The following is a 13233-nucleotide window of genomic DNA, read 5'->3' as shown; positions in this document are numbered from 1 at the left end:
TATGAAAGCTAATAGAATAAAATATAATCTCATTGTTGTTTTACTCTTGTGTTTAACCCGAACGCAAGCGCAACAGGATCCTCAGTATACCCAGTACATGTACAATATGAGTGTGCTCAATCCAGCGTATGCTACCGATGAAGCCGACGCCATCAATCTAGGAGGGTTGTATCGCGCTCAATGGGTAGGTGCCGTAGGTGGACCAACTACAGGAACGTTTTTTATGCATACGCCGTTAAAAAAACGGATCGAAGTTGGAATGTCCATCGTACACGATGAAATTGGCGATGTGGTCAAAGAAAGTAATGTCTTTGCCGATGTTGCGTATGTTTTACCGCTTGGAGAAAAACAAAAGTTATCTTTTGGAATCAAAGCGGGAGCCACCTTTTTTAGTACCAACTTCAATGGATTTGTGTTTACGGATAATTTACCCGATCAAGCTTTTGCTAATAATTTGAGTCGAACGTATCCCAATATTGGGGTGGGGACCTTTTATTTTGGTGAAAAATATTATGTAGGGCTTTCTGCGCCCAATTTAATACGAACAAAACACCTCGAAACACAGGATGGCTTAACGCGTACCGGCGTCGAAGAAATTCATTACTTTCTTACGGGAGGGTATGTTTTTGATTTGAACGATCAATTCAAATTCAAACCCGCTTTCATGACCAAAGCAGTCTCAGGTTCCCCCGTTTCACTAGATGTTACTGCAAATTTTCTGTACAACAATATGTTGGAAATGGGAGTAGGGTACCGCGTGGGCGATGCGGTGAGTGGGTTGGTGAATTTTCGAATCACGCAAAATCTACGAATTGGATATGCTTACGATTATACCTTGTCCAACTTAAGTCGTTTTAATTCTGGTTCACATGAAATCATGGTTTTATTTAACCTCAGTAAATCCGGTAAAAATAGCGCCGGCAATGGCTATGATAAATCACCACGTTTCTTCTAAAAAGATGGCTATGCGTATACTTTACCTCTTTCTGATACTTGCTTCAATGGGCGTTACAGCTCAAAAGAAGCCTTCCGTTAAATTTGCCAATAAATTATTTGCCAATAAAGCTTATGTTCAAGCGGCCTCGGTCTATGAAACACTCAAACCCAATCGAGTGATTTTATCCAACCTTGGCGATTGTTATTATTACAATGCACAAATGGATGCGGCGGTGAAAAACTATGGACAGTTGTTTTTTCAATACAAAGATTCGGTCAAACCCGAGTATTACTTTCGCTATGCCCATGCCTTAAAAGGAATCAAAGATTATGAAAAAGCCGATAAAATTATGGGTGAGTATCTTAAATATCCCGTGGATACCCAAAAATTCATCGATAATTTGAATACCATTGTTCCCTATGATTATGAGGTTCAATTGATGACCAAAACCAACAATACTGGGGATTTCGGAATGGCGTATCGCGGCGATAAAGTGGTTTTTGCTTCTTTACGAAGTACGGAACAACCCGTTTTTAGTTGGAACGACAAACCTTATTTGGATCTATTTGAAGCGACTTTAAATGCACAAAATCAGTTGGAAAACATACAACCTTTTCCAAAATCTATAAATACCAAAACCCATGAAAGTAATGCTGTTTTTTCTACAGATGGAAAAATTATGTATTTCAGCAGAACCAACAGCAAACGCGTTAAAGTAGGGGATGAAAAGTTTGCTTCCGTTAAGTTGTTCCGCGCCGAATGGGTAGACAACGATTGGAAAAATATTACAGAGTTACCTTTTTGTAGCGATACTTTTTCGACCCAACACCCCTATCTTTCTCCCGATGGTACGCAACTTTACTTTTCGAGTGATCGTCCGGGTGGAAAAGGTTCTTTTGATTTGTATGTGGTGGAGGTTCGTCCCGATGGTACCTTTGGAGAACCTCAAAATTTGGGCGATGTTATCAATACCGAGCATTTGGAGCAATTTCCATTTATCACTGCTGACGGAACCTTATATTTTGCATCCAACGGTCATGAAGGGATGGGCGGTTTGGATTTGTTCATGACCAAAAAATACCAAGATAACTACGCCAAACCCCTGAACTTGGGTCAAACTATCAACAGTGGCTTAGACGATTTTGGTTTTGTGTTGAATGAAAAAACACAAGAAGGTTTCTTTTCATCCAACCGCAAAGGATATGATAATTTATATAGCTTTAAGCGCAAGGATAACGAGCGTCGCTATTTGGTAGAAGGTGATGTTCGCGATAAAGTAACCAAACAATTACTGCCAGGAACACAGGTAAGTTTGTATGATGAAAATGATGTTTTGGTTGGGCAAATGGTAGTGGGTTCAAATGCCGATTACTTTTTCAACACCAAGCCGAACAAGACCTATCGTTTGGAGGCTATCCGAGACTTGTATATTCCCCACAGTGAGCAATTTTCAACCAATGATGAAGGTAAGGCACGATATTCTATCGAATTGGAAGTTGAATCCTATGACGATGCCGAGGATATTGTTGTTACCAAAAATGACGGGTATGTCTATATCGAGTTGGAAAACATTTACTTTGATTTGAATAAATGGAATATCAAACCCGAAGCTGCAAAAATTCTCGATGTATTGGTGGGATTGCTGAAAAAGTATCCACGTATGGAAATTCAAATTGGAGCACATACCGACTCTCGAGCGTCAGAAACGTATAACTTGATGCTTTCCAATAACCGTGCTTCTTCTACGTTGGAGTATATCGTTAATCAAGGAATTGACCGTTCACGCCTGCGTCATAAAGGTTTTGGGGAAAGTACACCGCTTGTGAATTGCGGGGATAAATGTACCGAAGCAGAACATTCCATCAACCGGCGTTGTGAATTTAGGATCTTGAAATAAAAAGAAAAATCGGCTTCAAGCCGATTTTTTTATTTTAGAATAAAGCGGGATAACGCTTGGGATTAGCTTCGTGCATCATGGCATAGACTTTTTCGAAGATATCTTCCACCGAAGGTTTTGAAAAATAATCGCCGTCGGTGCCGTATGCGGGTCGATGCGCTTTGGCAGTAAGGGTTTCAGGGGCACTATCCAAGTAGTGATATGCCTTTTGATCCTCAACAATTTGTTGTAAAATAAAAGCACTCGCTCCCCCGGGTACATCCTCATCAATTACTAAAAGTCGGTTGGTTTTGGCAACACTTTTTACAATATCATGCGCCACGTCAAAGGGTAATAACGATTGAATGTCTATAATTTCAGCACTAATGCCTACTGCTTCTAATTCGTTGGCTGCCTGTTCTACCAAACGTAAAGTCGAACCGTAGGATACTAAGGTAATATCGGATCCCTCTTTTATCGTTTCTACAACGCCTAATGGGGTTTTAAATTCACCTAAATTCGTTGGCATTTTTTCTTTCAAACGATAGCCGTTCAAACATTCAACCACCAAAGCAGGTTCGTCTTTTTCCATTAATGCATTGTAAAAACCAGCCGCTTTGGTCATGTTTCTTGGAACCAAAACATGGATTCCACGCACCGCATTGATAATCATACCCATGGGAGATCCAGAATGCCAGATGCCTTCCAAACGGTGCCCGCGGGTACGAATAATTACAGGTGCTTTTTGGCGTCCTCGTGTTCGGTATTGTAAGGTAGCCAAGTCGTCACTCATGATTTGAATAGCATACAACAGGTAATCCAAATACTGAATTTCAGCTATGGGTCGTAAGCCACGCATCGCCATACCAATTCCTTGGCCCATTATGGTTGCTTCGCGAATGCCTACATCGGCCACGCGTTGTTCGCCATATTTGAGTTGCATTCCCTCTAGTCCTTGGTTTACATCACCAATATTTCCCGAATCTTCTCCAAAAATTAAGGCGTTGGGATATTTGGTAAACAACGCATCAAAGTTGTCTCGCAATACCAAACGCGCATCTACAAGCTCGGCCGAAGCGTCAAATTGTGGTGCTACTTCTTGAATGGTGGTCGTATTGTTTTCCGATTCAGAGAATAAATGAGAACTGTATTTGGGTTGGATTTTGGCGGTATACGACTGAATCCATTGCGCTAAGGTCGCTTGTCCTGATTCTCCGATAAGTAAACGTACTGCTTTTCGTGCTGTACTTAAAATATCTTTTCGAATGGGCTCCTTGATCGATGCCAAATCGTTGCTATATTTTTCGATAAAAACTTTTTGACGGCTGCTTTGGGCCAATTCATTCAAAAGGGCACACAATTCGTTTTGCTCGGCTTTGAAAGGAGCAATAAACGCATTCCAAGCTGCTTTTTTGCCTTCTAAAACCTCTTTTTTACAAGAAGAATCAAGGGCATCTAAGTCGGATTCCGTAGCGAGGTTGTTGTCGATTAACCACTGACGCATTTGCACCAAACAATCGTAAGCTGCTTCCCATGCCAAACGGGTTTCGTCTTTGTAACGTTCGTGACTTCCAGAAGTCGAATGGCCTTGCGGTTGCGTCAGTTCGCGCACATGGATGAGCACAGGAACATGCGATTCACGAGCGATAGCCGAAGCTTTTTGATACGTTTCGACAAGGGCAGGATAATCCCATCCCATAACGGTGAAGATTTCAAAACCGTGTTGATTCTCGTCCCGTTGGAAACCAGCCAATAAAGCCGAAATATTTTCTTTCGTAGTTTGATGACGGGCATGTACTGAAATGCCATATTCATCATCCCAAACACTCATCACCATGGGCACTTGAAGAACTCCTGCCGCATTCATCGTTTCAAAAAATAAACCTTCAGAGGTAGAGGCGTTCCCAATGGTTCCCCAAGCGACTTCGTTTCCTTCTTTGGAGAAAAGATGCGCATCTATTCCCGATACATGACGGTATATTTTGGAGGCTTGTGCCAATCCTAACAAACGGGGCATTTGTCCTGCTGTGGGGGAAATATCTGAACTTGAATTTTTTTGTGCTGTCAAATCGTTCCATTGTCCTTTTTCATCCAAGGAATGGGTTGCAAAATGTCCGCCCATTTGTCGACCAGCACTCATCGGATCATGGTGCAAATCGGTGTGTCCATATAAACCTGCAAAAAATTGTTCTATGGTGAGCGCACCAATGGCCATCATAAACGTTTGATCGCGGTAATAGCCCGAACGGAAATCCCCGTTTTGAAAAGCTTTGGCCATCGCCAATTGTGGCACTTCTTTTCCATCGCCGAAAATTCCAAATTTTGCTTTACCCGTCAGTACTTCTTTACGTCCCAAAAGACTGCATTCCCGACTGATGCGCGCAATCTTATAATCGTTAAGAACTTCTGCTTTGAAATCTTCAAAACTGATGGCTGTGTTGGTTTGTGCTGTCGTCATAGCATTTGAATAAACATCAAAAAACAAAGTTAGCTAAAAAAAAGATTGGTTGGTGCCGTTGTTTATAATTTAATTTTGAACAATCTCTAATTTAACCCCGTTTTTTCATCAAATAATTTCATTTTAAGCATAAAACAACACAATTCGATGCGATAAATAAATAAAAAACAGCCATTAAAACCATTTCCGGGTAAAAAGTCCGACCAACGAACGCGGATCAATGGTAAACACGAAGCGAATCTGTTCGTGGTAGTTGGGTCGACCAAAATCCCAACCCATACTGGAGTATATGGGGAAATAAAATTCCAAATAATCGGTAATCAAATTAAAACGAATACCCGAATCCATGCGGAATACCGCTTCTTGTCCTCGGTCTTTCAATACCCCAAAATCGGCATACGCCTCAATCCAATTCCAAATACTACCGCTTATATTGGTACTTACCAGCCATTCGTTGGCCAATTGGTTGGTAAAACGCGACTTAAAGCCACCCTCAGCCGTGATAAATTGTTGACGAAAGATGCCTGTACTTTCCGAGCGTCCTAAAAAAGGATAATCAAACAAGTAGTCGGTAGGGCGTTCTAGTGCAAAACTGAAGAAGTCTTTGGTGTCGGCATTACGCAAAAAGATTCCCCCAAAAAAACGAATGTTGACCTGTCGGTTGTTTTGAAACAAATGGCGGTACACCATTTCGGCCGAGGTTTTGGAAAATTGGGAGGCGATTTGAAAATTGGCACTGTAGGAAAAGGTATGTGTTATGGTCATATCGGTATTGACATACCGGAAATCGGCCACTGAATATCGATTTTCGCCTGGGGTTTGCACAAACATACTCGGTTCCCGATTGACATATACATTCCGAAAGTTAATAATTTGAATGTGGTTTTTTCGGTAGTCTTTTTCGCGAATACGCATTTGGATAAACGGCGTAAGTTTTTGGTAGGTCGCATCGGGTGCATACCGAAAATGACTGCCACCCACACCGTATTTGATGGAAAACAAATTGGAATTCCGTAAAAACTGATTAAAGGTAAGGTTGGCACTCCCCGAAAGCGAAGACGAATTGGTCGAATAGGAAGGAATCACATCAAAATTGATGGGTTTGTCCAACACGGTTCGGTTGTTTAGACTTAATCCCAAAATCACTCCATCGTAGTAGTTAAATCCCATAACGGGCAAGTACATAATCTGGTTGTAGTTGGGGTCTTCCAAATCTTTCAAAAAGCGAAACTTCAAGGGGCGGTTGCTAATGAAAAACGATTTCAACGATTTCCAATTGTTGCGTTGGTTGAACTCAGGAACGGTATTTTCGTAATTCAAAACCAGTTTATCGGCTTCTTTTCGTGGTAAGGTAAATACTTGATTTTGACCTTTCGGTTCCAACCAAGTTTTGAACACTACTTCTTTTTTCTTGATGCCGTAAATCGGAATCGGGACTTCAACTCCTGTACGGTTTTTTAACTGAAACGTGACACTGTCCTTGGATTTAGAAACCAAATCCAGCTTGTAATCGATAATTTTTCGGGATTGAATTATGTACTCAAAAAACCATTGAATGTCTTTTTCTGTATGTTGCGTTACGATTTGTTTAAAATCGCTAGTTGAGGCAGGTTGCACTGAGGCTTGTTTTAAAAATTGATCCAAAGCTTTCCGCAGTTGATCTTTACCCATGTACTCTGAAAGGTAGCGAAAGCTTAATCCAGCGCGGTACTTCGACGCAATTTTTTCGTTAAATTTCAAGAGCTTATCTTTTGAATCGCCCAAGGGTTGGTCCAAATTTTTTCGGGCCATCAGCATGTAAAAATAGCTGTATTGTTCGTTGAAATCCAATGAAAGCAAGCGGTATCCCTTCAACAAATTTATTTTCCCTAAAGCGCCCATCATTTTCATCTCGGGATAATGCTCATCGATATACTGCATCATGATGTAAATTTGAAGGGCATCAAAAAGCCAATTGTCACGACGTGGATCAATTTGTAACGTCGTTTTTAATCGATTGTATAAATAGGTTTTAAGGAACTTAAGTTCAAACACAAAATCATCGGGAAATGGGCGTATAAAATTGGGCAACTGATTTAACCCATAGAACGGATTTCGATCGTAATCGGCTTGCGTAACAGTGATTTTAGGGAGAGGGTTGTTGCCGAGAAATGCTGTGACATAATTCTCAATTTTTTCAATTAAAATGGCTTTCTGTACTGCATTGATTCGTTTTTCTTGCAAATTAGTGACGATACTGCCGCGTTCGTTATTAAAACTCTGGAAGTCGTTGCTGCGGGTAAGATACAAATGAACTTGGATTCTGTTTTTTCCTTCAAAGTGGTAGGCTGTGTCGGTTTGCGTTTGCAACGTCAAGTCGCTGATTACTTGAAATCCTGCGGGACGTATGTGCAATTCCACATCCATCGGGGCATTGGTAGCATCGTCAATGTTTAAATTACTATACTTCAAAAAATCTCCATTTTCCCACCGAGCCGGCGTGAGTATCCACTGGTCCAATACGACTTCGTTGTCGGGATTAAATCCTATCCCCGTAAACCGTTGGTCGGGAAGTTTTAAATGGTAGGAAAGGGTTAGCGTTGTAGTTGCTTGAGGCGGCAAAGGTTCCCGCAACGGAATTGCAATCATATCGGGGTGATGGGGCAAACGCGACCATTCCAGCAGTGTTTTTTGATCGTCAATGACCGAAAGGCCATGCGTTGCTCCGCGTTCTTTGGCTGTAGCTACGTGAAAACTGCGAACAAATTCATCGGCAAAACGTTCGGCCAACGGCGTATTTCGATCGGAATAGGCATGAATCCAATCGTTAAGTACCAGTACCGATAAGGTAGTTCCCGTAGTATTGTGAAACGTTAGCTCTTGATAAACATTCAAGGTTTGTTTTTCGGGCAGGTAATCCACGGTGAGTTTCGTTTGGTGTTGCGCCAAAAGGGTTGCAGAAAATCCACAGGATAAAAGGCTAAACCACCAAAAAAAAACTTTATTCATACAAGGCAATTTGGGAAAATGAGTACCTTCTTCATGATGTGATACCCCACCAATCAAAGATATATAATTCGATGCAATACTGCGTAAAAGGTTGCTTTAATAACTTATAAACGCGTTGATTTGCTGTTTTATTTTTTTCTACATAAAAAAACGCCCGCGATAACAGCTACCGGGGCGTGAGAAGAATTCCGAATGGGATTAGAAATTCGGACTTAAATTGTATTTCTTGTAGAAGGCATCCAACGCTTCGACAACTTCATCTTCGTTGTCAACTACTTGAATCAACTTCATGTCTTCTGGATTGGCATTGTGGTATTTTTCAATAATTACCGTTTTTATCCATTCCAAAAGGCCGGACCAAAATTCAGAACCCACCAAAATGATAGGGAATTTCCCAATTTTTTTGGTTTGAATCAAGGTCAACGCTTCAAAGAGTTCGTCCAACGTACCAAATCCACCTGGCATCACTACAAAACCTTGTGAATATTTTACAAACATAACTTTGCGAACAAAGAAATAGTCAAAGTTTAAGTTCTTGTCTTTGTCGATATAGGGATTGAAATGTTGTTCAAAAGGCAATTCAATATTTAATCCCACTGAGGTACCGCCACCGTGGTGCGCTCCTTTATTTCCAGCCTCCATAATACCTGGGCCACCTCCAGTTATCACTCCGTAACCTGCTTTACTGATTTTATAGGCAATTCGTTCCGCAAGTTGATAATATTTATGATCGGGTTTTGTACGAGCAGACCCAAAAATGGAAACACAAGGTCCAATACGCGCCATCGTTTCATATCCATTTACAAATTCAGACATGATTTTAAAAATTGCCCAAGAATCGTTGGTGCGAACCTCATTCCAGGTTTTTTGTTTAAATTTTTCCTGAATGCGCTCGTCTTCGTTTTGATAATCTTCAAATGCCATACTACTTCTATTATTTAACTATTTTATTAGGAGTTATTTTCGGCTTTTGCCCTCGCTTTCCCTCAGACGTACTTCAACTAGGGACTCGCATGCGAGCCAATAGGCAGTTTCGGGCTAGAAAAGCATGCTAAGATACAACATATTTTAGATGCGAATCGATAAGAAAAACATAAAAAAAAGCCGGCTTTTACACCGGCATCCTCATCCTTTAATAGACTAGAATTTCATAGATTTTCTTTCGAATCTGATAATCATCCAACGGATCATGTTCCGAAACTTGCTTCTGCAACGTAGTGAAAACGCTTTGGAATTGTTCCAACTGATTCATGTACAATCCCTCATTGGCGGTAAAGTCCAATTGCCACCAGAGGAATTCCAACAACTCATTGGTACACCCATACGTGTCCATAGCCGTAGAAATGGATTTAAAAATCTCCAGAAAATACTTCGCATCATTTTCCTCAAACGGATCTAAAACGATGAATAAGACGTAGCGATTCAAACTCTTGTAGTCGCCAGCATTCAAGTCTTTGATCAATTCACGGAAATAAGTTTTCTTAATTTTCTCCCGATTTTGACTGAACATGTTGTACAAATGTACATTCATTTCGGGGAAAGGGGTGTAGTGCACCGGATCCATTTTCTCCAGGAAATCCTGGGCTTTCACAATGAAATTTTGGTTAATTTCAAAATCCTTGTAAGTCATACGCTATTAAATTGGGGCTTAATAATATCAAAGTTAAGAAAAGTTCTACAATAATTGTATACGAAATTCTACGTATTTTTCCACAAAATGTAAGTTTTTTTCCCAAGGTTTGTCGGAAAAATACCCTTTGAACGGAGGAAAAATACCTTTTGTCTTGCAGGTTTATTCTTAATTATTGATTATCAAGCATTTACGATTTAATGCTTTTTTGTGGTAACTTCTTTATAACTTTTTTGGAGGTACTTTCCTTTATTATCCCTGCGTTTTATTTTTGAAAAAAAAATAAAAATGGTGAAATGGGTGCATTTGTGATTAGTAAACGCCTCAATGGGACTTATAAATTTATCTTCGCTTCCCGAAAAGGGAAAACCATTTTCACAAGCCTATCGTGTAAGCATAAAAGTGACTGCGAAGAAATGATCCAAGCCTTTCAAGCCCAATGGGAGCGATTTACGCTTACCCAAAGTAAAGCCTCAGGGGGAAAATTCTTTTTTAGACTCACTAAAGATGGATTGGTGTTGGCTACAAGTCGTAAATACACGACAGAACGACTTTTACAAAAAGGGATTGAAGAAATTGCGCGTTCCATCGCCAAGGCTGAAGTCTTGGATTTTTCGGATCAAGAATCAATTTTTCCCGATGCAGCGATGGTTTTTTCTGAGGAGGAAACTACTTGATCGGTTCATCAGTGTATACTGAATTTTTTCCCGAAACACCATAGGCTAAAGCACAAACTATAGCAGCCCCAGGGAGGACCTCCAGACCAAAAAGTTCTCCAGCCATAACCATACATGCCAAGGGCGTATGTGTGGCTCCTGCAAATACGGCTACCCAACCCATGGCGGCCCAGAATCCTGGCGAATAGGGAAAAACGAGCGTTAAAGCACTTCCCATGGTAGCGCCTATGAAAAACAGCGGGGTAACTTCCCCACCTTTATAACCTACGCCAAGGACTAAAGCCGTTAGAACCAGTTTCCAAAACGAATCTTCCCACGAAAGGGTTTTTAAAAATGCTTCTTCGATTACCGGTAATCCCAATCCTGTATAGCGATCGGTGTGTAGCGTACTGACAATTACCACAAAAAGTACTCCCCCCAAAAACAAGCGAAGGGGCGGATAAGGTATCCATTTTGTAGCTGTTTTTCGTATGCCCTTTTGCAGGAGTATAAAACTTCGGGCGAGGAGTCCAAACAATATTCCCGCGGCCAACAGCCAACCGATATACATTAAGGATAATTTAGGGATTTGAGGCACACGAAATACGCCGTGTGAAATGCCCCAAGCAGTACAAACCGCATCGGATAAAAGGGCTGTTATACAAGCGGGTAAAAGGGCTTGCGTGCGAAACGGGTGTTTCCGATTCCATTCCATTGCAAAAACCAATCCTGCCCAAGGCGTTCCAAAAACAGCTCCAAATCCACCGGCTATGGCCGCAGTTAATGCCATTCGGTAGTATTTTTTTGAAAGTTTCAAGAACTGTATCGCTGGCCGCACCATCGCCGCTGCCATTTGTAATGCGGTACCCTCTCGTCCGACAGAAGCACCAAACAAATGGGCTACAAGTGTACTTCCCAAAACCATGGGTCCCATGCGTCTGGGAATAGGCGTTTGGGCATCTACCAGCGAGGTGCGTACCAGACTATTTCCTTCATTGGCTTGGTTTCCCCAACGGTGGTATAAATATCCCATAGCCCAACCCGCCAGTGGCAACCCAAATAATAAATAGGAATGGGCCATCCGAATTTGTGTCACTTCCGCCAAAGCCCAAAGAAAAAAAGCAGCACTACTTCCAATAGGGATGCTTAGCAACACGCCGATTACAATTCCATATCCTTGGTATTGTAGCTCAGAAAAAAACGAAGGAGTGGTTTCTTGTTTAGAGGACATCATTCAAATCGTTGGACAAACGTTAGGGATATAGCCATAACTGACCCTTTCTGGGGTAAAGCTTATGGACAAAAGTAAGGATTTCTATCCTTTGCTATTCAAATTCGAATTTTATGGAAAAGGCACCAAACTTCCACTATAAATGCAGTCGGCTTGATGTTGATCGCCAAAAACAAAACGAAAAGTACCTTGGGAAGTACTCGTTATATTAAAAGAGGGAGTGTAGCTTCGCAACATTTCTTGCTCAAATGCATTGGGTTCAGCGGGTTGGGTGTATCCTATAATACAAAATGAGTCGGCGTCAATCCATTTTAAAGGATAGGTGTGGGTTTGGTCTGCCAACTCCATCGTTACCCTATCTCCTTTTAGGTGCAGACGAAAATGGGCAGGCCCTGTTTCAGCATACGCAGCATCGAGTTGTAAAGTATAAGTACCGTCGGGAATCATGCCCGCTTTGGTCACAGTATAGCTTGAGAATCCCATTAGAATCCCAGTAAGGAAAAGTATACGAAGCATTAAGGCAACAGGTTGAGGTTTGTATGAGATAACGGACGGTATTCCATTTTTGTATCTGTAACAGGCGAAGTGTTACTTCATCGGTTTTACATACTCCAATGCGTCAGGTCCTAAGGACATGGCATACACAAACATCAACACGCCCACGACTATAATAATGAGTAGGTAACCCAAAAAAGTAATTCCCAAAACTCCCAACACGCGAAGTAGGACTGCTTTTAAAGGGTGTTCATGGTAATAGCCTTTAAAAAACCAGACCAACATAAGTGGAACAGCCAATAAGGCATATTGATTGAACGTAAAATACGCCCCTGAATCGTTTTGTAAAAAATACAAGGGAGGATAGAGAAAAACCAAACTGAGTAAAGTGTAAAAACTCAATATATAGGCGTTCATTACAACATGCTCATAGTAGTTTTGCCCCCATTTTCGGAAACAGAGGTAAGTCGCGATGGCAAACAGCGGGATATACACCAGCATAAGTAATGAATTATAACTGGACGTAAAGTTCAAAAAATCATTCATCATCGGCGAATTCATCTTTTGCGCTGCAAAATGTTCCGCCATGACTTTTTGCATGTTGGTTACTTTGAAAGAGATGAATGTTGAAAAACCACTCAGTAAAAAGACAAGAAGTATGGGTTTGTAATGGCTTACCCGATCACCTTCAATAAATTCGCGCGCCGTTTTCCCAGGATTTCGGGCAATTTTTTTCAGGGAATACAACAATCCTTTGTTGGTGTGTAAAAGGGTATATTGAATTTCATCCCATAAATAGTTTCGATCGATACGTTTGAATTTTTTCTGACCGCAGGAACTGCAGAAATTCCCTTCAACGGTTAAGGCGCAGTGGGTACATTGTTCAGCCATTTGTGTTTTTTTGAGTTTAGGGTTGGTTTCCCAAAAATACTAAAATCGAGGAAATAGCTTTTTAATTCCTT

General features: G+C 41.1%; 10 protein-coding genes. 3 read left to right on the top strand and 7 right to left on the bottom strand.

Going from position 1 to position 13233, the window contains the following annotated elements; all coding sequences use genetic code 11:
- Position 1 precedes the first annotated feature (1 nt).
- Both BUC17_RS05955 and BUC17_RS05950 read left to right on the top strand, forming a co-directional pair.
- Positions 2 to 955 carry a PorP/SprF family type IX secretion system membrane protein gene (locus BUC17_RS05955; protein WP_073362571.1) on the top strand — a complete coding sequence of 318 codons (954 nt, stop codon included), beginning with the start codon at positions 2 to 4 and terminating at the stop codon, positions 953 to 955.
- Positions 956 to 965: 10 nt separating this feature from the next.
- Positions 966 to 2834 (top strand): OmpA family protein, encoded by a 1869-nt coding sequence (locus BUC17_RS05950; protein WP_073362569.1) that lies wholly within the window; start codon positions 966 to 968, stop codon positions 2832 to 2834.
- A 34-nt stretch (positions 2835 to 2868) separates the two neighbouring features.
- On the opposite strand, the gene BUC17_RS05945 is transcribed toward BUC17_RS05950, so the two are convergent.
- The 4 genes from BUC17_RS05945 to BUC17_RS05930 all read right to left on the bottom strand — a co-directional run bounded on the left by BUC17_RS05945 (position 2869) and on the right by BUC17_RS05930 (position 9889).
- Complete coding sequence (locus tag BUC17_RS05945) at positions 2869 to 5271, bottom strand: alpha-ketoacid dehydrogenase subunit alpha/beta (protein WP_073362567.1); 2403 nt, start codon at positions 5269 to 5271, stop codon at positions 2869 to 2871.
- A gap of 174 nt (positions 5272 to 5445) precedes the next feature.
- On the bottom strand, positions 5446 to 8259 hold the full coding sequence (locus BUC17_RS05940) for an aminopeptidase (protein WP_234977690.1): 2814 nt from the start codon (positions 8257 to 8259) through the stop codon (positions 5446 to 5448).
- A gap of 198 nt (positions 8260 to 8457) precedes the next feature.
- The gene (locus tag BUC17_RS05935; protein WP_073362565.1) at positions 8458 to 9183 is read right to left on the bottom strand and encodes an LOG family protein; all 726 of its coding nucleotides are present in this window, start codon (positions 9181 to 9183) and stop codon (positions 8458 to 8460) included.
- Positions 9184 to 9391: 208 nt separating this feature from the next.
- On the bottom strand, positions 9392 to 9889 hold the full coding sequence (locus tag BUC17_RS05930) for a hypothetical protein (RefSeq protein ID WP_073362563.1): 498 nt from the start codon (positions 9887 to 9889) through the stop codon (positions 9392 to 9394).
- 296 nt (positions 9890 to 10185) lie between these two features.
- Between BUC17_RS05930 and BUC17_RS05925 the strand changes: the two genes are divergently transcribed.
- Positions 10186 to 10566 (top strand): DUF1508 domain-containing protein, encoded by a 381-nt coding sequence (locus BUC17_RS05925; protein ID WP_073362562.1) that lies wholly within the window; start codon positions 10186 to 10188, stop codon positions 10564 to 10566.
- On the opposite strand, the gene BUC17_RS05920 is transcribed toward BUC17_RS05925, so the two are convergent.
- From BUC17_RS05920 to BUC17_RS05910, 3 genes are all read right to left on the bottom strand, one after another.
- On the bottom strand, positions 10559 to 11779 hold the full coding sequence (locus BUC17_RS05920; protein WP_073362560.1) for a chloride channel protein: 1221 nt from the start codon (positions 11777 to 11779) through the stop codon (positions 10559 to 10561). The two genes, BUC17_RS05925 and BUC17_RS05920, sit on opposite strands and share 8 nt — an antisense overlap.
- Positions 11780 to 11887: 108 nt before the next feature.
- Positions 11888 to 12292, bottom strand: a complete 405-nt coding sequence (locus BUC17_RS05915) for a hypothetical protein (RefSeq protein ID WP_143161732.1) — start codon at positions 12290 to 12292, stop codon at positions 11888 to 11890.
- A 72-nt stretch (positions 12293 to 12364) separates the two neighbouring features.
- Complete coding sequence (locus BUC17_RS05910; protein ID WP_073362557.1) at positions 12365 to 13162, bottom strand: DUF3667 domain-containing protein; 798 nt, start codon at positions 13160 to 13162, stop codon at positions 12365 to 12367.
- Between the last annotated feature and the right edge of the window lie 71 nt (positions 13163 to 13233).

This window comes from Flavobacterium fontis (assembly GCF_900129405.1).
Lineage (GTDB): Bacteria > Bacteroidota > Bacteroidia > Flavobacteriales > Flavobacteriaceae > Flavobacterium > Flavobacterium fontis.
Note: the sequence above shows the minus strand (reverse complement) of the source record. Positions and strands in the feature narration are given on the sequence as shown.

Excerpts from the sequence above, each read along its gene's own strand:
- BUC17_RS05915 (WP_143161732.1), bottom strand. The coding sequence starts at position 12,292 with ATGCTTCGTATACTTTTCCTTACTGGGATTCTAATGGGATTCTCAAGC.
- BUC17_RS05955 (WP_073362571.1), top strand. The coding sequence starts at position 2 with ATGAAAGCTAATAGAATAAAATATAATCTCATTGTTGTTTTACTCTTG.
- BUC17_RS05920 (WP_073362560.1), bottom strand. The coding sequence starts at position 11,779 with ATGATGTCCTCTAAACAAGAAACCACTCCTTCGTTTTTTTCTGAGCTA.
- BUC17_RS05945 (WP_073362567.1), bottom strand. The coding sequence starts at position 5,271 with ATGACGACAGCACAAACCAACACAGCCATCAGTTTTGAAGATTTCAAA.
- BUC17_RS05910 (WP_073362557.1), bottom strand. The coding sequence starts at position 13,162 with ATGGCTGAACAATGTACCCACTGCGCCTTAACCGTTGAAGGGAATTTC.
- BUC17_RS05940 (WP_234977690.1), bottom strand. The coding sequence starts at position 8,259 with ATGAATAAAGTTTTTTTTTGGTGGTTTAGCCTTTTATCCTGTGGATTT.
- BUC17_RS05930 (WP_073362563.1), bottom strand. The coding sequence starts at position 9,889 with ATGACTTACAAGGATTTTGAAATTAACCAAAATTTCATTGTGAAAGCC.
- BUC17_RS05935 (WP_073362565.1), bottom strand. The coding sequence starts at position 9,183 with ATGGCATTTGAAGATTATCAAAACGAAGACGAGCGCATTCAGGAAAAA.
- BUC17_RS05950 (WP_073362569.1), top strand. The coding sequence starts at position 966 with ATGCGTATACTTTACCTCTTTCTGATACTTGCTTCAATGGGCGTTACA.
- BUC17_RS05925 (WP_073362562.1), top strand. The coding sequence starts at position 10,186 with ATGGGTGCATTTGTGATTAGTAAACGCCTCAATGGGACTTATAAATTT.